Origin of the sequence: Pseudomonas taetrolens, assembly GCF_900475285.1 — a bacterium.
In the GTDB taxonomy this organism is placed as follows: Bacteria; Pseudomonadota; Gammaproteobacteria; order Pseudomonadales; family Pseudomonadaceae; genus Aquipseudomonas; species Aquipseudomonas taetrolens.
Genome location: NZ_LS483370.1, coordinates 2,253,268 through 2,275,485, shown reverse-complemented (window position 1 = coordinate 2,275,485; position 22,218 = coordinate 2,253,268). Strand labels below are relative to the sequence as shown.

Below are 22,218 nucleotides of genomic sequence, written 5' to 3'. Positions count from 1 at the left end.
GTTTTTTCATCTGCCTTGCAGCGAACACCCTGTTACCGATGACTCAGTAGTAGGCGTTTTCTTTCTGCGAGTGGTCGGTCACATCACGTACACCCTTGAGCTCCGGGACTCGCTCAAGCAGGGTACGCTCGATGCCTTCACGCAGGGTAACGTCCGCCTGGCCGCAGCCCTGGCAACCGCCACCGAACTTGAGCACCGCAATACCGTCTTCAACCACTTCGATCAGGCTGACCTGACCGCCGTGACTGGCCAGGCCCGGGTTGATCTCGGTTTGCAGGTAGTAGTTGATGCGCTCGTTGATCGGGCTGTCGGCATTGACCATCGGCACTTTGGCGTTTGGTGCCTTGATGGTCAGCTGGCCACCCATGCGATCGGTGGCGTAATCCACCACGGCATCGTCAAGGAACGGTTCGCTGAACGAATCGATCCAGGCCGTAAAGGTTTTCAGGCCAATGGCCGTATCTTCAGGTTTGACTTCAGCCGGCTTGCAGTAGGCAATACAGGTTTCAGCGTACTGGGTGCCGGGCTGGGTGATAAAGACGCGGATGCCGATGCCCGGGGTGTTCTGCTTGGACAGCAGATCAGCCAGGTAATCGTGGGCGGCGTCGGTAATCGTTATGGCGCTCATGGAATCTCCTCGCAGACATGGGGCGCAGTTTACGCCAATCGGCGCGCCTGACAAAGTCCTAGTATTTTTGTCAGGAAAGCAGCACCCCAGGTATTCAAAATAACCGGGCCTTTACAGGTTCTCGTAGCGGTTCATGTCCAGCACGCCCGCCTCGACCGGGTCGGTTTCATTAATGTACTCGCCAATATCATGGAAGTACTGCCAGAACTGCGGGTGGCTGCGGCGAACGCCCCAGCGCTCGACGATGGCGTCGAAGCTTGCCTGATCACGGGATTTCTCCATCGCCTCAACGAACGCTTCAACCTCTGCCGCCGGAATGTTGAACATGAAGTTCGGGTAACTGCTGAGCACGCCCGGATACAGGGTCAAGGTGTCCAGCCCGGGTTGCAGACGGTACTCCTCGCCCATCATGAAGGCCACGTTGGTGTGCGCCCGATTGCGCAGCGCGCTGTAAAACATCCGTTTGCCGCTGGCACCTTCGACCCTCAACATGCTCGCTTCAGGCATGCGGTTGATCACTGCCAGCCCGGCCGCAGGACGTGATGCCAGACGGCTCAGGGCCTGCTCGGCGTACTGGAACTCCTGATCAATGCCCGGGCGAGAACAATACGCTCCCGTGCAACGGTTGATCGGATCGGGACGCGCATTCAAGGTACCGGTACGCTCGATCAGCTTGAGCGCAAAGTCACGCTTCGGATCGGCTGGATCGAGCTTGATCCCGGTCGGGGTATCGGCATCGATTTTCTGGTAGTCCATCCACATTTTCAGCTTGCCGCTGTTCTGGTACCAGTCCCCCAGAATCCCGGCTCTCTGCCCGGCAGGCATCAGGCGCAAGAAGTTGACCTCGGCGCCGTTGCGGATCAAGTCAAAGTACAGGCGGGTCTGGGCCTGATGGGCAACGTTGCCGTACACATCGAAATTGACCGCCAGCTGATAATAGGTCCGCTCCAGCAACGGGTAATCGAACAACCACATCGTCTGCGGTACATCTCCGATCAGGCCCTTGCTGACGCTGGCGCTGTCGAAGTGACGGAAGATCGTCAACAAGGCGTTGTCGTTGCCCGCCCACAGGGTTGACCAACTGGGCGGCGGCATGTCGGCATAGGCGTCCTGACGCAACTGTTCGTAGTCATTACGCTTGTCCCGGTAGTTGTGCCACAGGGAAATGATGCTGCCCACATTGTCGATCTGCCCGGGCATTGCCAGCAATGGGGTGGCTTCGCCGCGGTAAGCCGCATCGGTCACGTAACGGTCGTGCGCCGGCTCCTGGAACACGGCCCAGAAGTTATCGCGAATCACGTCAGTAGCAATCTGCCCACGGCAGACGGGGCCGCGAATAAAGGTGCGCACGAAGTATTCGGCGTTGTCGAGCATGAACTGATAACGCGCCACTGCCGGGATGGCTTCGAACGTCTCGAACGGATTGGCCCGGCTACGCGGGCCATAACCCGGCAACCGCGTGGCGTGCCAGTCCCCGCTGTAAAACAATTGTTTGACCCGGGCCAGCTTGCGCGCGCCCATCGGATAGGTGATGTGGGTTTTATGCACGATCACGCCTTGCACCGGCATCATCCGGTAGTAAACCTCGGTACCCGGGTCATCGTTCGGACGCCGGGTTGCGATCAGGTCGATGGGCTGCCCGCTGGGCGTGCGCGAACGCACCCATTGAAAGAAATGCCCCGGCACGCCATTGTCGAAATAGGCGTGAGCCAGGAACAGATGCTCATACAACCAGCGGCCGACAAGCGCCTCGGTGGAGCCCGGGCGGTTGAGCAGCGCCTCCCACTCTGCAATCTGCGCGGCTTCGACAGGGCTGGGCTTGATTGCGTTTTGATCCACCGGCGCGCCTTGCGCCAGCCAGGTTTGCACCGTCAGGTATTGCTCGTCGGTCAGCCCGGTGACCGCCAGCGGCATGCCTTCCTTGGGGTGGCGCTGGGCGTAGGCGTTGAATTCGCCAGGGGCCGGGCAGGAATTCTCACGGTTGAGCCCCAACACAATCTCTTCCGGCAACTTGGCGTTGGGGGTCAGCGGGGCGCTGTGCCCCAGCTCCAGCATCCGTGCCATCAAGGCCGCTTGACCACCCTGAGCATCGAGCACCGAATAAAACCCTTTGCGCTGCCATGCCTGTGGACCGCTGGCATCGTAGAAGATCCGTGTCGGTTGCACTGCCGTAGTGCGGTCGCCCTTGTAGACAGGCACTTTGCTGGCACCGCGGGTTGCACCTTCGGCGCTACCGAGATTGAGCTGGCAGGCCGCATCGTTGCACGCATGGCAAGCAACACACTTTTCGGTAAGGATCGGCTGGATGTCCCGCGTGTAAGAGATCGCGGAACTGACCAGCGGAGTTTGACCCTGTGCTGTACTGCACACCACCAGCGTCACGGCGCTGGCGAGGAGGCGAAAAAACATGTGCCATTGTCCTGATATTAAATATGTCGCAATTCTACCCATGGAACGACTGCCAGAACATGAATGAAATTCATGTAAAACGACAAACGATCAAATCCCACGCAGGTTTGTTATGATTTGCCATCTTTTGCATGGCTCTAACAGGTAGTCCTATGTCTGACCGCAGCGCTCGTCTCCAAGCACTTCAGCACGCCCTCAAAGAGCGCATTCTGATTCTCGATGGCGGCATGGGCACTATGATCCAAAGCTACCGCCTAGAGGAACACGACTATCGTGGCACACGCTTCGCCGACTGGCCGAGCGATGTCAAAGGCAACAACGACCTTTTGATCCTCAGCCGCCCCGATGTCATCGGTGCCATTGAGAAGGCGTATCTGGATGCCGGTGCCGATATTCTCGAAACCAACACCTTCAACGCCACCCAGGTTTCCCAGGCCGACTACGGCATGCAATCGCTTGCCTACGAACTCAACGTAGAAGGCGCACGCCTGGCCCGCAAGGTGGCCGACGCCAAAACCCTGGAAACCCCGGACAAGCCGCGTTTTGTCGCCGGCGTGCTCGGCCCGACCAGCCGCACCTGCTCGTTGTCACCGGATGTGAACAACCCGGGCTATCGCAACGTCACGTTCGATGAACTGGTGGACAACTACACCGAAGCCACCAAAGGCCTCATCGAAGGCGGCGCCGACCTGATCCTGATCGAAACCATTTTCGATACGCTCAACGCCAAGGCCGCCATTTTCGCGGTGCAGGGCGTATTTGAAGCGCTGGGTGTCGAGTTGCCGATCATGATCTCCGGCACCATTACCGATGCTTCCGGCCGCACACTGTCGGGCCAGACCACCGAAGCCTTCTGGAACTCCATCGCCCACGCCAAACCGATCTCGGTCGGCCTGAACTGCGCCCTCGGTGCCCGGGAGTTGCGTCCCTACCTCGAAGAGCTGTCGAACAAGGCCAGCACCTACGTGTCGGCTCACCCCAACGCGGGCCTGCCGAACGAGTTTGGCGAATACGACGAACTGCCTGCCGAAACCGCCAAGGTCATTGAAGAGTTCGCCCAAAGCGGCTTCCTGAATATCGTCGGTGGCTGCTGCGGCACCACGCCAGGCCACATCGAGGCCATTGCCAAGGCCGTGGCCGGTTATGCACCGCGCCAGATCCCGGATATCCCCAAGGCCTGCCGTCTTTCGGGCCTGGAACCGTTCACCATCGATCGTTCGTCACTGTTCGTTAACGTCGGTGAACGTACCAACATCACAGGTTCGGCGCGTTTTGCCCGCCTGATCCGTGAGGACAACTACACCGAAGCCCTTGAAGTCGCGTTGCAACAGGTTGAAGCCGGTGCGCAAATCATCGACATCAACATGGACGAGGGCATGCTCGACTCGAAGAAGGCCATGGTCACCTTCCTCAACCTGATTGCCGGCGAACCGGACATCTCCCGGGTGCCGATCATGATCGACTCCTCCAAGTGGGAAGTGATCGAAGCCGGCCTCAAGTGCATTCAGGGCAAGGGCATCGTCAACTCGATCAGCATGAAAGAAGGCGTCGAGCAGTTCATCTATCACGCCAAACTGTGCAAGCGCTATGGCGCTGCGGTGGTGGTGATGGCCTTCGACGAAGCCGGCCAGGCCGACACCGAAGCGCGCAAAAAAGAAATCTGCAAACGCTCGTACGACATTCTGGTCAACGAAGTGGGCTTCCCCCCGGAAGACATCATCTTCGACCCGAACATCTTCGCCGTGGCCACCGGCATTGAAGAGCACAACAACTACGCTGTGGACTTCATCAACGCGTGTGCCTACATCCGCAAAGAGCTGCCGTATGCCCTGACGTCGGGTGGCGTGTCCAACGTGTCGTTCTCGTTCCGCGGCAACAACCCGGTGCGCGAAGCGATCCACTCGGTGTTTTTGCTGTATGCGATCCGCAATGGCCTGACCATGGGTATCGTTAACGCCGGCCAGCTGGAAATTTACGACCAGATCCCCGCCGAACTGCGCGATGCCGTGGAAGACGTGGTGCTCAACCGCACCCCGGACGCCACCGACAACCTGCTGGCCATTGCCGACAAGTACAAGGGCGACGGCAGCGTCAAGGAAGCGGAGACCGAAGAGTGGCGTGGCTGGGAAGTCAACAAACGCCTGGAGCATGCTCTGGTCAAGGGCATCACCACCCATATCGTTGAAGACACCGAAGAATCGCGCCTGTCTTTCGCCCGCCCGATCGAAGTGATCGAAGGGCCGCTGATGGCGGGCATGAACATCGTCGGCGACCTGTTTGGTGCCGGCAAAATGTTCCTGCCGCAGGTGGTGAAATCCGCCCGCGTGATGAAACAGGCCGTGGCCCACCTGATTCCGTTCATCGAACTGGAAAAAGGCGACAAGCCGGAAGCTAAAGGCAAGATCCTGATGGCCACGGTCAAAGGCGACGTGCACGACATCGGCAAGAACATCGTCGGCGTGGTGCTCGGCTGTAATGGCTACGACATCGTTGACCTCGGCGTGATGGTCCCGGCGGAAAAAATCCTCCAGGTCGCCAAGGAGCAAAAGTGCGACATCATCGGCCTGTCAGGCCTGATTACACCCTCGCTGGATGAAATGGTGCATGTCGCCCGCGAAATGCAGCGTCAGGACTTCCACCTGCCCTTGATGATCGGTGGCGCAACCACGTCCAAGGCCCACACGGCGGTCAAGATCGAACCCAAGTACCAGAACGATGCCGTGATCTACGTCACCGACGCCTCGCGCGCCGTGGGGGTTGCCACGCAGTTGCTGTCCAAAGAGCTGAAGGCCGGCTTCGTCGAGAAAACCCGCCTTGAGTACATTGAAGTCCGCGAGCGTACCGCCAACCGCAGCGCCCGCACCGAGCGCTTGAGCTACGCGGCTGCGGTAGCGAAAAAACCGCAGTTCGACTGGAACACCTACCAGCCGGTCAAGCCGACCTTCACTGGGGCCAAGGTGCTGGACAATATCGACCTCAAGGTATTGGCCGAATACATCGACTGGACGCCGTTCTTCATCTCGTGGGACCTGGCGGGCAAATTCCCGCGCATTCTCACCGACGAAGTGGTGGGTGAAGCCGCCACGGCGCTGTATGCCGATGCCCGGGAAATGCTCGCCAAACTGATCGACGAGAAGCTGATCAGTGCCCGCGCAGTCTTCGGTTTCTGGCCGGCCAATCAGGTCAACCATGACGATCTGGAGCTGTACGGGGATGATGGCCAACCATTGGCCAAACTGCATCACCTGCGCCAGCAAATCATCAAGACCGATGGCAAGCCGAACTTCTCGCTGGCCGACTTTGTGGCACCAAAAGACAGCGGCGTGACCGATTACGTGGGGGGCTTTATCACCACCGCCGGGATCGGTGCCGAAGAAGTGGCCAAGGCCTATCAGGATGCCGGCGACGATTACAACTCGATCATGGTCAAGGCCCTGGCCGACCGTCTGGCTGAAGCCTGTGCCGAGTGGCTGCACCAGCAAGTCCGTACGCAGTACTGGGGCTACGCCAAAGACGAGCAGTTGGGCAATGAAGAACTGATCAAGGAGCAATACAGCGGTATCCGCCCTGCCCCGGGCTACCCGGCCTGTCCGGATCACACCGAAAAGGGCACGCTGTTCAAGCTGCTCGACCCCGAAGCCGAAGAAATGCGTGCCGGCAAAAGCGGCGTGTTCCTGACCGAACACTACGCCATGTTCCCGGCCGCAGCCGTCAGCGGCTGGTACTTTGCTCACCCGCAAGCGCAATACTTTGCAGTGGGCAAGGTCGACAAGGACCAGATCGACAGCTACACGGCACGCAAGGGCCAGGACCTGAGCGTCACCGAACGCTGGCTGGCCCCGAATCTGGGTTACGACAACTAAACCGCGGACTGCGGGTTTGTGTGCACGCGCACACAAACCCGCGCTTCGTTTCAGTCTTTAGATACCAATCTCGGCGCGCTCCCTCTGTGAAAGCGTCAGCACCAGTTGCCCTTCCTCGGCAGTGGTTTCTTGCTTGAGCGCTGTCAGCGCATTGAAATGCCCTTCATCGAACTCCGGATGCCGTGCTTCCAGGGCTTCGAACTTCACATCCCGACGCCGCTGCACCGCTTCAAACTGCGCGGGGTATTTTCGCTTCAGGTACCTCACCCAATACTCCCGGTCCAGCAGCTGAGTCATGAAATCGGGCGCGTGCTCGGCTTCGATCACTTCAGCATAAGCCGCGTTGATGTCTTCCGGCATGACCCGCGACAGGTTCTGGTACAGCATGTCGGCGGGCTGACCGGGCAATTCAAGGCGCTCGGTCAAGCCGATGCGATACGCCAGACGAATCTCCGCCGGGTCAACCCTCGGGTTGCGCCGGCTCGCAGCCAAGGCAATCTCTTCGACCTTGCCCAGACGAAACATGCCGCGCGCCAGTTTCAACAGTTCTCGACCTTGCTCCTCCTTCGGGGCTGCCTTCAAGGCGTTGAACTCAAGCACCTTGACCTCCAGATCACTGAACAACAGGATGCGCCCGTCGCCGCAGGTGTAGCCCGAACGGGCGCGGATAAACAGCTCTTTGCGCAGTTGTTCATCGCTACCAGCAGCTTCGATCACTTTCCAGACACGTCGTGTCAGGTCATCCCGCGCCACGGCAAAGTCCTGGGTGACTTGCAGTTGCGAGAGCAAGTGGAAAAATGCCCGGCTGTCGTCCTGTGCCTTGAGCGCATTCCACTGGGCCGTTTTTTCAGCCAGGTCCACTTCCTTGCCGGACAACCACAGGCCGGGGTGTTCTTCACTGAGCCCTTCTTCGTCGCCCGAAGTATCGAGGTCTTCATCAGAGGAAATCTCCCCTTCGGACGACGTCCAGACATTCAGGTCCAGTTCATCCTGCCGATAACCCAGGTTGATGTCGGCGTCGATCAATACGTTGCGCATTGCCACAAACGACGCTTGGGTCAAAGGGTTATCGGACAGATCAATGGCCTGCGCCCGGATCCGGGTTTCATTGGCCCATAGGATTTCTTCGTGGATCGTGGTGAAGCGGTTCCCCGACAGGTTCAGGGTCTTGAGGGTCGTCGACTGCAAGGCACCGACGGGCCAGTCAGTCAGGTTGTTGCTCTTCAGGTCAAGGCTCTCGAGCCGGGACAGGGCGCGCACATCCAGTGCGTTCAAGGCGTTGTCCGACAAATTGAGGGAGATAAGACCGGACAGGCTGTCGAGCTGCTGCTGCAAGGCCTCGCTCATCAGCAGCTCATTGCCGCTGGCTTCGAGTTGCTCAAGGCGCTGCATACCATTAATGGCGGCAGGCAAGCTGTCGAGATTGTTCTTGTCGAGCACCAGCCGCCGCACTGCCGGAAACGCACTGATAAACCCATCGGAGCCCTGCTCGCTCAGTTTCACTGCGCGCAGGTTCAAGGTGCCTACCTGATTGAACACCCAGGGCAAGGCTGGCAAGTCCCCCAACGGCATATCGGCCAGATCGAGCACATCCCCGGCCTCGGGCAGCCCGGCGCGAATGTCCTGCCGCCAACAACCCAGAATGGCGTCTGCGGCACGTCGGCGACTCAGCGCCGAAACCCTGACGCCCGCGACGTCGTGGGCATTGGTCAGGATCCATTGATTGAGCGTACCGGTCAGGGCCTCATGCGCTTCGCGCCAGGCGCTGAGCTGTGCCTCGATACCTGCCGCGTCCAGGCCCTGCCCCCGCAACCTGTCGATGATACCGGTCGCCTCCTCCCGGCCCATGACGGGGTCAAGTTCGCTCAAACGCTCAATGGCCGTCAGGGCTTGCCCCGGCTCCGGCTTGGGCAATGCCGGCAGCAGATGCGACTCGATCATCGACTCGCTGTCGACGGGGGCGTAATACTGTGGCGTTCCCCAGTTGCTTCGATCGGACGCAAGCGACCTGCCATAGTAACGCTCAAGGATTTGCTGGCGGTGCATGAACGCGTCCTCTGTCAGCGGGCAGCCGCGCAGACTGGTCATGGCCACCAAAGCGTCATGCCCGCTGCGCAGCGCCGGCGGAATCGAGGTAATCGAACTGCGCTCCAGGTCGAGCCGGCGCAGCGATGACAGCCCTTCAACACCCGCAGGCCATTCGTGCAAGGCCGTGGCCCCGAGATCCAGTACCCGCAGGCGGGTCATCGTACTGACGTCGAGTTGTTCAAGCGGATTGCCGCGCAAGCCCAGTACTTCAAGCGAGTTCAGCTGGCTCAAGCGTGCCTGCAGGACCGGGGTGTAGCGCAACTCATTGACGTTCACGAACAGCTCGGTCAGTTGGGGCAACTCATCGATGACCGACGGCAGCTCAACCAGCCCGTTAAAGTCCAGATTCAGCTGCCGAAGCTGTGGGAAGTTACGCAAAAAGGCGCTGAGTACGGGCTCCGCTACCCGCGCACCGGACAGTTCCAGGTGCCGGATATGCGAATACGTCGCCACGGACAGCTCGGGCAGATCTCCCAGCCGCCCTCCTGACAGGTACAGCCTGCTCCGTAACGCAGTCTGCGTCGACAGCTCCTGCTCCGGACCAAAGCGCAGGCGGATGCCATCACGCCAAGCGCCCAGAAGACGATTGGCAACTTCAAGACGGTGCTCAATGTCGACTCGCTGGCGATCAACCCGAACCTCTCGAGGCCACCACTCGGTCAGCTGCCGTATCAATGCCTGTTTTTCCTCACGCAGCTGCCGGACGCGCTCGAGCATCGCCTCTGTGGATACCCCCTCGTCCAGAGCACGCGGGGCAAACCCTTCTACTACTCGGGTTCTGGGACGACTGAAAAACACTTGATCGAGCTGGTCGGGTTCCAGTACCAGATTTTTCAATACATTTTGCCAATAAGTCTGCGCCACCTGCTCAATGTCAGCCAGGTGCGCAGGATTACCGCGCAAGAAGCGATAAGCCGACAGGAACGATTGGTGATCCAGCCTTGCCCAGTCCATCGTCAGCCCCCGCCAGACACGCTCGTGACCGCCGAGCAAGGGTTCCGGCAGCGTGCTGATCGGGCTGCCGCGCAGATCCAGATTTTGCAGGTGCTCCAATTGCAGAACCCCGTCCGGCCACTGCATCAGATGCTTGAGCGTCAGGCTACGCAGTTGAGGTAGAGCGCTCACATCGAGGGCCTCCATCCGAGCGCTGATGCTGAGCGTTTCCAGGTGCGGCATGGCACTCAATGAAGCCTGCAACGCTGGCGAGAACATGCCTTCGAGCCGCAGCTCGGTGATATGGCGCTGGCCCGTGATCGATTCGGACAACGCCATGTCAGGGCCCATCCACAGATCGAGGCGGCTGGCCTCGGGAAATTGTCGTAGCAGCCCGGCCACTGAAGGTTCGGTCAGTTCGGCGAGGTTCAGCTTAAGGGCCCTGACATGGGAAAAGTCTGCCGCCAGCGGCGTCAGGCCCTCGGCGCCGGACAGATCAAGAGATGTTGCAGATGGCCGCCCTCGCCACGGAGTCGAACGCCAGCAGTCGATCAGCCTGCTGGCCAGTGCGCGACGCGATGCCTGCGACCGTCCCGAGGCGGCCACCCATGTATCGAGTGTGTCGCTCAGCGCCTGCAGTTCACGGGCCCGGTTGTTTAAAAGGGTGTACACCTGCTGATCGGTTTTGCCTGAAAGAAACTGATCATGCACAAATTCGGTGGCCACCGCGTCACTCAGGTTCGGGTAAGTGTCCCGTACCCTGGCAACCAGCGATGCATCCAGTCGCGGCACCCCACTGCCCCGACCGCTGAGCAAGTAGCCCGTATACCCCGGCTGTGGCGCCCTGAAGCGGGGCTTGATCGGTTGCTGGCCCAACACCCGTGACATTTCAGTACGGTGCCCGATGGCATAATCGCCCACGGCGACCTGCAACTCCGCCGCCTGGCCCACATGAGGAAACGCCAAACCCTGGCGGACATCATCGGGCAAGGCGTGCATCACCGATGCGAACAGATTTCGACCTGTGCGTGGCACGCTGTTCAGTGTGTTGCCGTCATCATCATAAGCCTGGAACTGATTGCCGCGCCTGACCAGGTATTTGCGGGCAGGCGCGGTTTCGCTGCCGATGCTGTCAAGCAAACGTCCGCCCACATGCCCTTCACGCACCTCAACACGCAGACTGCCTGACCAGCCCGGCAGTTTTTCCAGAGCATGCAGCACCAATCGGTCGCTATCGGCCGAGCCCAGGCTGTCCAGGTACAAGCCCGCACAGGCCCGGCTCAATCGCCCCTGCTGCACCAGCACACGGGCCTCTTCAGCCAGACGCAACGGTATGCGCCGGTGATCGCGCAGGCTCGCCCGCTCGATGTCCGAAGCGTCGTTCAGCAGTGTCTGGGCAGCGTCGACGCACAGCCCGGGCATGTTGCGACGCAGTACGCTCATCTCCGGTATTGAAGGCTCCGTACCCAAATGAATACTGTCGAAAATCGAAGCTTTTTGAGTCTGCAGGAAATCCGCGATGTGCGCCCTGAAAACTGCAACACGCTCGCTGTCGACCCGAGCCCCCTCGTCCCCGAGCAAACGGATGATTTCCTGCTCGTCCAGCGCCGTCAAAATCAGCTGGGGCAACTGGCTGCTGGCAACCTGGGCCCTTGTCACCCTGATGGCAGGCCTGACCAGGCCTGGTGCCACGCCGTACTGATCGAGCTTGACCGTCAGGGCCGCGTCCTCGAAGACCTCGATGACCCGCCCGAAGGGCCAGCCCGGCATGTCGATCACCATGGGCAGGACATAGTTGTAACGGTTATCCGGTACCGGCTCTCCAGCTCGAGCCTGCTCGATCAACTGGTTGACCTGCCGATCGGTCTTGAACAAGCGGAACGCTTCCGCCAGCAATGGCGGCGGCGCCTCATGGTCAACGTGCATCTTGCGCAGAGCGTCCTCATCGATCCCGCTGATATCGGCGATTTGCTCCAGCTCCGGGTCGGTAAAAGGCTCTGCCACAGGCCCCATACGCCGCAGCAAGGTCGGACGATCCCATTCCAGAGGGCGCTCGAACGCATGACGCCAGGCACCGGCCTGATTGTGCTTCAGCACCGGCTGGTATGCAGTCGGATCGGTCGGGTGTTTGATCCGCCACGCTTCAATGCTCGGATCCCAAGTCTTTTCGTAAACCTGACCCTCCTGGCGGATAAACACCCTGCCCTCGATTTCGTACTGCCCCTGGGCATTGGGGACGCGACTTTCGTCCAGCACCACATCGCTGCGATAAGGCGTCAGGTCTGGCTTCCAGAGCCGTGACTGGCCGTTGGGCAGTTCAACCCGGACAAAACGGTTGACCAGGCTGTCGGGCTTGATTGCCGGTGCTCTTGTCGCGGCCCCCGCCCCGGCCAACGCAGCCATAAAGGCCGCGTTGAGCATGAACGATTCCAGGTAGCCCCAGGCCTGTGCGGCATCCCCGACCTGCCAGGCCTGAATGCCGTGATAGACCTCAAGCGACAGCTGCACTGCCGTCACTCCCAGCATCACCTCCCCTAGCCCCGGGACGAAGAAGGCCGCTACATTCAGCACGTTCAGGCCCCACTGGGCAAAATGTTCAAGCCGTGCGATCCAGGCCTTGTGGTCGACTTCAGCCACAGGCACCGCCAGCAAGCGCGCATTGGCTTTCATTCGGGACAGGTGGCGGTCGTAGACTTCATGGAAGGCTTCGGTGCTCAGAAAGTTCTCAACGGCCCGCAAATCGACCTGAGGGTTCCAGACCTCTTCATAGATCCCGCCCGCAAACGCGTCCGGGTTGTAGGGCGGGCCGGGATACACCGGGCTGGGGTTCCATTGCCGGACCTTGAGCTGCCCCTTGAGCCGACGAAAAAAGTCAGCCGATTGATCGTGCGCTACAAACCCGGAGAAAAACCGCTGATAGTCCGCAGTGCGCAAATTACGCGACAGGTCCGCGACAAAGGCACTGAGTGAGGCATGCTCCTTGACCGGGCTCACGGGATCGCCCGGGATATAGACGATGATCCGCGTATCAAAGCCGTTTTGCCCGACAAAGGGCGCAGGCAACGGCAGCGCCAGGGTTCCCAGGTCATACCACAGCGTTTCCAGATTGCGCACCGACGGACCGATGATCAGGATCTCGCTCAAGTCCGATCCCAATAGTTGCAACTGGCTGTAGACCACCGGGTGACCATCGAGCGTGGGCGCCGGAGTGCCATCGAGAATAGACAGCAAGGTGGCGCAAGCCGAATCGCTGATGTTCGACTTGATGTGCGCCAAGTGTGTCTGGACCCGCAGATTGTCCTTGTATGCCGCCACCATCTGCTCGCGCACACGGTCGGCAGTGTCGGGAGCCTCGAACACACTGCGCAAATGATCCTGGTACTGGCGCCCCAGATCCAGCTCGCGGCACAGCTGCGCAAAGGCGCCGGGATCGATTGGCAGCTTGTCGCGAATGCGGTAGCGCACCGGCCCGGTACCGGAGCGGTCAGGTTCACCGAGGTAATGTTTTTCCAGGGCACCGGCAGGTGCCAACGCACTGGTTTCCTGCAGGGCGACTTCATCGAAGCGCTCACCGGCCTCAAAATTACGCAATGCGGCCTGCAGCAGGGTCTGCTCTTCTTTACGGTTGGGCGCATGCAGGTGATACAGCCGGGTCTGATTGACATCCACATCCAGGCCGAACTTTTTTCGCAAGGCCTCGATCAGCAATGGTCTTGCAAACTCGCTTATCCCCTTGAACGCCTGGAGTGTCGCTGCCAGCGTGTGATGGGAAGCCTGACGGCGGGCCTGACTGTCGAGCAAGGCCTGGCGCAACTCGGGTGCGGCCCGGGCAAACAGCTCGGGATTGGCTGCCGTGAAGCTCTGCACAGGATCACGTCCGCGGCTCATCGCCTTGATATGCGGTGCCGCAAGGTGTTCCACCCAGCCGGGCAACCGCTGCTTGATAAAGGTGGCATGGAGCCCCTGGTGAGAGGCTCGGGAGGGTTCCGACATGATGCATGTTCCTTATGACATGAGAAGGAACACCAATTCATCATGATTGGAGGTGCGAAAAGAGGTACTGGGTTATCGCAGACAGAGGATGCGGCAGCACCGCCCGAAAAATTGACTATCCTGAGGAGACCCTCGTTCCGGCACAAGGCTCAAGCGCTCCATGGACGATCCAGAGAACAAGCCGCCTACGTTCTGGCAAATGCTCCACAGCGTGGTGGCCGCTGCGTTTGGTGTGCAAAGCGCGAAAAACCGTACCCGCGATTTTACACACGGAAAACCCGGCCACTTCCTGATCCTGGGGCTTGTGTTCACGACCATTTTCGCGTTGACACTGTTCGCCATCGTCAAGCTGATCCTGCACCTGGCGGGCGTATAAACGCTTTGCTGCGGGCACGCGAAACAACCCGCAGGATGCAGGTCAGTGCCTGATTCCCCGGGAAACCCGGTTATCTGTGAATCAGGCGGTCATGAGAGAGTTATTGATGGCTGACCCAAAACACCGCAGTCGACACCACCAGAATGATCAGTAAAAGGATGGCCCATGCATCGACCTTGCTGTCGCTTTTACGCGCCTTGACGGGAGTACTCATCGCATCGCCTCTTTTCGGTTTTATGGGTGATTGCTTGAAGACTTCAAACCAGTAAAGTCCAGCAATGACCTTTCGACAAGTAAGTGTTTGAGTCACCTGGTTTTTTAGTCGTTTTTGTTCTTTGCATATGCTTAAACATCACTTTTGCGCATAACTACAAACTGGTATCGTGCCTTGCTCCGTGGGGAGTGCGCGGCCGTGCGCGCAGATAAGCTGTTAGCAGCCTGAGAACAGGACCTATATGTACGTATATGACGAGTACGATCAGCGGATCATCGAGGACCGCGTCAAGCAGTTCCGGGATCAGACCCGACGCTATCTGGCCGGTGAGCTGAGCGAAGAAGAGTTCCGCCCCCTGCGCCTGCAAAATGGCCTTTATGTCCAGCGCTTTGCGCCCATGCTGCGCGTGGCTGTGCCTTATGGTCAGTTGACCTCGCGCCAGGCGCGAATGATGGCAAAGATCGCTCGCGATTATGACAAGGGCTATGCCCACATCAGTACCCGCCAGAACGTGCAATTCAACTGGCCGGCACTGGAAGACATTCCGGACATCCTGGAAGAATTGGCGACCGTGCAGATGCACGCCATTCAAACCAGCGGCAACTGCCTGCGCAACGTCACCACCGACCAGTTCGCGGGCGTTGCAGCCGATGAAGCGATCGACTCGCGCCCTTGGTGCGAAATCGTCCGTCAATGGACTACCTTCCACCCCGAGTTCGCCTACCTGCCTCGCAAATTCAAAATCGCGATCAACGGTTCTTCCTCTGACCGCGCCGCCATTGAAGTGCATGACATCGGCCTGGAGCCGGTGCACAACGAAGCCGGCGAGCTGGGCTTCCGCGTCCTGGTCGGTGGCGGTCTGGGCCGTACCCCGGTCATCGGCGCTTTCATCAATGAATTCCTGCCGTGGCAAGACTTGCTGAGCTACCTCGAAGCCATCCTGCGGGTTTACAACCGCTACGGCCGCCGGGACAACAAGTACAAGGCGCGGATCAAGATTCTGGTCAAGGCATTGACGCCTGAAGTGTTCGCCGAGCGTGTCGAATCCGAGATGGTTCACTTGCGCGGCGGCTCGAACACACTGACCGAAGCCGAAGTCCAGCGTATTGCCCGGCACTTCGTCGACCCGGACTACAAGACCCTGCCGGATTTCAGCGCTGAACTGGCTGAGCTCGACCAGCAGCACCCGGGCTTTGCCCGCTGGCGCACGCGCAATACCCTGGCCCACAAAAAGCCGGGCTATGTCGCTGTTACCCTGTCGCTCAAGCCGACTGGCGTAGCGCCAGGCGATGTGACCGACAAGCAATGGGACGGCATCGCCGACATGGCCGATCGCTACAGTTTTGGCCAGTTACGCACCTCCCACGAGCAAAACATCATCCTGGCCGATGTTGAGCAAAGCCAGCTGTTCGCCATGTGGGGCGAGCTGCGCGAGCAAGGATTTGCCACGCCCAACATCGGTTTGCTGACGGACATCATCTGCTGCCCCGGCGGCGACTTCTGCTCCCTGGCCAACGCCAAGTCGATTCCGATTGCCGAATCGATCCAGCGCCGCTTCGACGACCTCGACTACCTGTTCGACATCGGCGAACTGGACCTGAACATTTCCGGTTGCATGAACGCCTGTGGTCACCACCACGTCGGGCATATCGGTATTCTGGGCGTCGACAAAAAAGGCGCCGAGTTCTATCAGGTTTCCCTGGGCGGCAGCGCCAGTCGCGATGCCAGCCTGGGCAAGATTCTCGGTCCTTCGTTCGCACAGGATGCGATGCCGGATGTGATTGAAAAGCTGATTGATGTCTACGTTGAAAAACGTATCGAAAACGAGCGTTTCATCGACACCTATCAACGTATTGGCATCGATCCCTTCAAGGAGCGCGTCTATGCAGCGAATAATTAAGAACAACGAAGTCATCGACGAAACCTGGCACTTGCTGCCAAAAGACGCGAGCTTTGACGAAATCTCCAACTGCGACGACCTGATCGTGCCGCTGGTACTGTGGCGTGAACACGGGCATGCACTCAAAGCCCGTGATGGTGGCCTTGGCGTATGGCTGGACAGCGATGAAGAAGCCGAAGAAATTGGCGACGACGTGGCCAGTTTCCAGGTGATCGCCTTGAATTTCCCGGCCTTCACCGACGGCCGCAGCTACTCCAATGCCCGCCTGCTGCGTGACCGCTACGGTTACAAAGGCGAACTGCGGGCCATTGGCGACGTCCTGCGCGATCAACTGTTCTACCTGCACCGCTGTGGCTTCGATGCATTTGCCATTCGTCCCGACAAGGACCCGTATGAGGCCTTGCAGGGTCTGAAAGACTTTTCAGTGACCTATCAATCGTCATCTGACGAGCCTATGCCACTGTTCCGTCGGCGATAAGCCGGTGCTCTGAGTCCTGGGCCGCACCGTTGTGCGTGACTCAGGGCTCAGCCCGGTGCTACGGGGATCAGGTGTCCCTTGACGTAGACGGCCTGGGTTCGGCCAGGGCAAAAGGATGCTGCTCGAGCTCCTGTCGTGTCAGTTCACTCACGACCAGATCCATCGCGCGTTCGCGACTCTCGACAACCGTACTGATTTTCTCCATGTACTCCTCATCGGTCCCCTCGCCGCGCTCCGAATACACCGTGTCCATGCGGTTCTGGTGATTGGTCGACATGCCGTTAAAAGCTTCCGGGTATTTCTTTCGCAAGTACTCTCCCCAAAACACTTGCTTCTCAATGAAGGCCTGCAACGCCGGCTGTGTTTCTTGCTGCAGCACATACTGCCTGGCCACTGACAACTCCTGCGGGGTCACTTCGGCCACGTTCCCGAATTGCATGCTCTTGGGCCGCGCGGGCAACTCAAGCACACGCGCCAGGTTGACCTGATAAAACATTTGCACCTCCAGCGGATCAAGCCGTGCAACCTCTTGCTGCACCCAGAGCGGGCTCAGGTAACTCGCCAGTCGCGTGGCCTCCGGCGAGCCCAGACGATAAGCCACGCCCTGTTGGTCCACAGGCGCCATTTCACTTACAGGCCTGGTCGCGACACCGGGGTGCTCGTCGGCCAGTACCTGCAGCCGCTGCACATAATCCTGTTGTTTGCTCATGATGCGGATGATCCGGTCATCGAGCACCCTCGACACATACGCATTGAGCTTTTCGATGCGGAACAACCCTCGGGCCAGATTCAGCAGTTGCTGCTCGGTGTTGAGCGAAGATTCGGCCTGGAAAATGCTGTAGTTCAACTCCATGTCGGCAAACACCATGGCAATGCCATCGGCGCAGGTACGCTGATGTCCGGCCATGGCGAACAGTCGCTCGCGCACCTCCTGGTTGTCATGTGCAGCGCCTATCAACTTCCAGACGCGTTGCGTCAGGTCTTGTCGGGTATGGGTGAACTGTGACGAAGCGCTCAGGTCTTCCAGGACCCGGAAGAAGTCACCGGACTCTCCATGCTCGCTAAGGGCCTGCCATTGACGTGTTTGCTCGCGGCTGGGGGACACCGCCCAGTGGTAAATGCCGCCTTCCTCGGCAACATGCTGGCGCTGGGCAGAGATACCGAAGTTAATCCCGTGCTCGCGACGATACAGCTCAAGGCGGCGTAACGAGTCAGGATCCAGCGGGTTGTCATGCAATGACGTCACCCGGTTGATTGCGTACCGCTCCGGCGTCAGGACCTGTGCCGGTACCTGGGTGATCGCGTTGTTGCGAAGATCCATCAGGCGCATTTGCGTAAGCCTCTCCACCCCTTCGGGCCATGCGCTGAGCCCCGTGTACCGCAGCATCAAGTGCTGAAGATTACCCATTTGGCGGACTGAAAACGTACGCCCCAGAGGATTACCGGTCAGGTTCAAGGACCTGAGACGGGTCAAGCCCGACAGAATCCCGCTCGTTGTACCACTCAGCACGATCTGATTGCCTTGCAGGTTCAGGTCGATCAGATCGGGCATCGCTGACAGTGCAGCGGGTACTTCGGTCAGGCCATTATCGATCAGTGACAACACCCGCAGGCCCGGAAAATTTTCCAGAAATGTCGATGAGATACCACCGGTGGCATGGGCCAAATGCAAGGCACTGACATGGCTGAAGTCGGCGTTCAGGGTCGGCAGGCTGTCCACCGGCCAGCCATTGAGATTGAGCTCATGGCCGATGTGATTGTCCACGGTCAGCGTCGGCGTCTGTCTGCGCCAGGCGCTGATGATGGCCTGTTTCATCTGCTGTTTGTGGGCGGTTGATACCTTGACCCGTGCACCGGACAGTGACTGAGTCCATGACGGCGACGCCTCCCAGTCGTCCAGCACGCGACGCAACTTATCCAGCTCGGCCTTGCGCCTGACAAGCTCACGCGTCGCCTGCGCCGACGGCTGTCGAAAGCTCAGCAATAAACGCTCTGTTTCAGCCTCGGACAGCAATGGATACAGTTCGTGTACCAAATCTTTGAGCAGACGCGGGTCATTTTCACTGGGCAAACGCCCGACACGCCCTCCCATGGGATACCCCAGACGCCCCTCAGCCAGGCGCATCGGTGATTTGAACCAGGGCTTTATCTTTTGCATCCCCAACCCTTGGGCGGACGCGGCGCGTTGCTGTGCCGCGAGGCGGCACAGGCGACTGCGCAACACCGACACGCCCTCGTCCAAAGGCAGGTCCAGTGCGTAGCGCTGAGTCAAATTCAATGCCTTGTACAGCACGGGCAAGAGATCGGGGTCAGTGACCGCTTCACCACTGCGGCCATCCACCGCCTCATACGCGTTTTCCGTTTTGTACAGCTTGGCGCTGTACCCCGACGGGTCACCGATGACGCCGCCCAGCTTCTTGCCCGTGACGGTGCTGTACAACTCAAGGTTGGACTGGGCCGACCATCCACGCAGCAAAGGCAATGTGTGCCACACCAGGCTGTGGCTGTCCGCATTGCTCAATACGGGATAGAACAACCCTTCCAGTGCGCGATTCAAGCGCAGCATTTGCCTGTAGACCCGTCCCTCCTCCAGGATGCGCAGCGGCAATCGTCCGTTTTCGGCTAATGTCTGCGCTTCCCGGGGTGTCAGGTGACTGGAAAGTTCTTCGAGCACCCTCACCGGCAAGCTTGGCAAAGCATGCTGGATGCCCATCAGTTCCGGCCGGGCCTTTTCACTCAGGGTGTAGAGCCGTGAGACAAGCTGCGCCTGCTCTGCCTCGGCCGCCTCGCCTATCAGGCGTGCCAACGCCTGCCGCTGCGGCACAAGCCCGGTCACCGGCTCGCCGAGCAAGTGTTCGATTTGAGCCTGGGACAAGCTCTCAAGCGTGACCTTGAGCAGATCGCCCTTCCTGATTTGCGCTTCGGCAATTTGCAAGCGAGGCCCGGATGCAATCTGCAGGTACCCATACTCCCGGACTATCCCACCCCGCTTGTCCACCACGCGCAACACCCGGTCGGCAGGCCAGCTGGGCAATCGTGTCAACACTTCCAGTTGCAGGGGCGCAAACTCCGCACGTCCATCCATCCCGGCTTTCATGTGGGCGACAAAGGATTCGACCTGATCGACCAGACTCACCCGTGTGAGACAGTCAGCCAGCAACGCGGGCATCGGCAGAAGGTCCATGTGCACTTTGCGCAAAATGTCGTCGGAGGTGCCGGTGATCTGCAGCACGTGTTCTGCGTTCACATCGGACAACGCCTCGGCAGCCGGCCCCAGCCGCCGGAACAATTGCAGCCGCGGCCAGCGCAGGGGATCTTCAAGTTCGTGAGCCCATTGCCCGCCTGAATTGCCACGCACTTTGGGGGTATAGGCCGACGGATCGTCAGGGTGCAAAATGACACCTTGCCCGGTGCTCCGGTCCGCCTTGATCCGGTACACCGCAGAATCGAGACGTATGTACGCTTTGTCATCACGGCTGTAGATACCCTGCGCATCGGGCTCAAGCCCCCACAAACGTGCGGGGTCTTCCTGGTACGGGGTGAGGTCGGGTTTCCATAAACGCTTTTCGCCGTTGCTCAGAGTCACCCTGACCAGCTTGTCGACCACCGGTTCGGGGGATGAGCGCAAGCCCTTGGCTGCTGCCGGTACAGCCACCAGAGCAAGGTTCTGGGCCACATCGAACAAATAGTCGAGGGCTTTCAGGCGATCATTGCGTTGCCAGGCCTGAATGCCCTTGAACACATTCAGTCCCACCTGGATCAGGCTGAAGGCCAGCAGGATCTCACCCAGCACGGGTACAAAACCCAGCACCAGTGTCAGCACACTCAAACCGGCATTCAAATATTCGACCTGGCGCTTTAGCCGGCTCTTCGAGTCTTCATCGGCGGTCGGCACGGCCAATAGCCGTGCATCGTCCATGATCTGCGCTCGCTGCAATTGCCAGGCAACTTCGAAGGGATTGCCGGACTGATCGACATGGCGCGTCTCGACCATAATGACCGACTCGGTAATGACTTGCGGGCTCAACAGCAGCAGCGAATCCCAGGCGACATGTCTTATATCGCTGCGTTGCATGAACTGAGCACGATGGCGCAACGGCACACGCTGGACAAAATACCGGGAAAATTCCGGCGTCTTCAACCAGTCGCGCAACTGCTCCTTGAACAGGTCGAAACGCTGAAACTCGTTGAACACCTTGTAGGGCGACTGCGGCAAATACACCACGCAAGGCGAATGCGTCCTGGAGGTTGTTCGCTCGGGCCAAAGCACCATGATTCCTGGTACTTCAAAGCCCATCACTTCGAGCGTGCTGTGGCCTGCTGTCACGTCCTGCCCTGCCTTGCCAGGCCAGACCCCTTGCAGAATGGCGTGGTAGTTCGCATAGGAGAGTTGCCCTTTCATGTATGCCATGTGCAATTCAGCGATGAACTCATGCTGTTTGTTCGCAATGAAACTGGCGTTGATCTGGTATGCCCTGGAGCGGGGATCTTCAGGTTCATAAACATCGTCGGGAGGGTTGAACAGGTTACTGAGATGCGCCTGGTACTGTTCACCCAGATTCAGGTTACGGCTGATGGCGGCAAACGTTTCCGGGGGTAACTCCGGGTGCTCGATCAGCCGGTTGTTCTGCAGACTGAAAATGGCCGTGCCCGTCTCGAAGCCTCCTGGTTGTGTTTCGGCGCCCTCAAAGTTCTGCAGTGCGGCATGCAACAGGCTGTGTTGACTGATACTGGAAATCAGATCTATTTCAAAAGATTCCGGAACCACAATATCGGGCAACGTTTGACGCACCAAGGTATCGACAATCTTGAGTTGCTGATTGGTGATGAATATCAATGCATTCTGTAACAGACGAATCTGTTTCAAACCATAAGCGTGGGGGTCAACATGACCCCAGCCGTATGCGGCCAGGGCAGCCTGCAAGCGCTGTTCGGCAAATTGCCTGATCGGCTGCATACGGGCAAAAACATCAGCGACTACGGTTTGTGTGCGGTGCCACTGATCAAGGGTTTCGCGCAACGCGTCGCGCACACCGAGAGGCGCCTCTTTGAACCAGGCGGGCAACTGTGTGGCAATCAGATCATCGTGAAGGTACTCGGCCGCTGTCGTAGGCAACAACGGTGGGTGTTCGGTCGACACCTGCCCATTAACAGGAGTCGGTAAGTCCGTGAAAAGTGTCATGACTAAAACCTGAATAATGTCGAGGCTTTAGCGTATACGCAGCGTTCAAAGAGATTTAATTGAATACCCGATCAAGTCAGCGTGCAACTCACCTGTAATCAAAGGCAATCGCATATATAAGTAACACCAGACTTTAAACATGCCATCCGAACAA

General features: G+C 59.1%; 8 protein-coding genes. 4 read left to right on the top strand and 4 right to left on the bottom strand.

The annotated features are described in order from the left end of the window. Nucleotides 1–43: 43 nt before the first annotated feature. Together nfuA and DQN55_RS10445 are read right to left on the bottom strand one after the other, a co-directional pair. A complete protein-coding gene (gene nfuA, locus DQN55_RS10450) occupies nt 44–628 on the bottom strand; it encodes a Fe-S biogenesis protein NfuA (protein ID WP_048380172.1) in 585 nt (194 codons plus the stop codon). A 111-nt stretch (nt 629–739) separates the two neighbouring features. Next, nucleotides 740–3,037, bottom strand: coding sequence for a fatty acid cis/trans isomerase (locus tag DQN55_RS10445; protein ID WP_048380174.1), 2,298 nt, complete (start codon nt 3,035–3,037; stop codon nt 740–742). A gap of 152 nt (nt 3,038–3,189) precedes the next feature. On the opposite strand from DQN55_RS10445, the gene metH reads away from it, so the two are divergent. Continuing rightward, nucleotides 3,190–6,900, top strand: coding sequence for a methionine synthase (gene metH, locus DQN55_RS10440; protein ID WP_048380176.1), 3,711 nt, complete (start codon nt 3,190–3,192; stop codon nt 6,898–6,900). A 57-nt stretch (nt 6,901–6,957) separates the two neighbouring features. On the opposite strand, the gene DQN55_RS10435 is transcribed toward metH, so the two are convergent. Further along, nucleotides 6,958–13,914, bottom strand: a complete 6,957-nt coding sequence (locus tag DQN55_RS10435; RefSeq protein WP_048380178.1) for an NEL-type E3 ubiquitin ligase domain-containing protein — start codon at nt 13,912–13,914, stop codon at nt 6,958–6,960. Between the two features lie 160 nt (nt 13,915–14,074). Between DQN55_RS10435 and DQN55_RS10430 the strand changes: the two genes are divergently transcribed. From DQN55_RS10430 to DQN55_RS10420, 3 genes are all read left to right on the top strand, one after another. Further along, nucleotides 14,075–14,290, top strand: a complete 216-nt coding sequence (locus DQN55_RS10430; RefSeq protein ID WP_048380180.1) for a DUF2970 domain-containing protein — start codon at nt 14,075–14,077, stop codon at nt 14,288–14,290. Nucleotides 14,291–14,745: 455 nt separating this feature from the next. After that, nucleotides 14,746–16,404: a nitrite/sulfite reductase gene (locus DQN55_RS10425; RefSeq protein WP_048380182.1), complete on the top strand. Its 1,659-nt coding sequence runs from the start codon at nt 14,746–14,748 to the stop codon at nt 16,402–16,404. Next, a complete protein-coding gene (locus DQN55_RS10420; RefSeq protein ID WP_048380184.1) occupies nt 16,388–16,882 on the top strand; it encodes a DUF934 domain-containing protein in 495 nt (164 codons plus the stop codon). Before DQN55_RS10425 ends, DQN55_RS10420 begins: the two co-directional genes overlap by 17 nt. 67 nt (nt 16,883–16,949) lie before the next feature. On the opposite strand, the gene DQN55_RS10415 is transcribed toward DQN55_RS10420, so the two are convergent. Next, nucleotides 16,950–22,064: an NEL-type E3 ubiquitin ligase domain-containing protein gene (locus tag DQN55_RS10415; RefSeq protein WP_053070902.1), complete on the bottom strand. Its 5,115-nt coding sequence runs from the start codon at nt 22,062–22,064 to the stop codon at nt 16,950–16,952. Nucleotides 22,065–22,218 lie beyond the last annotated feature (154 nt).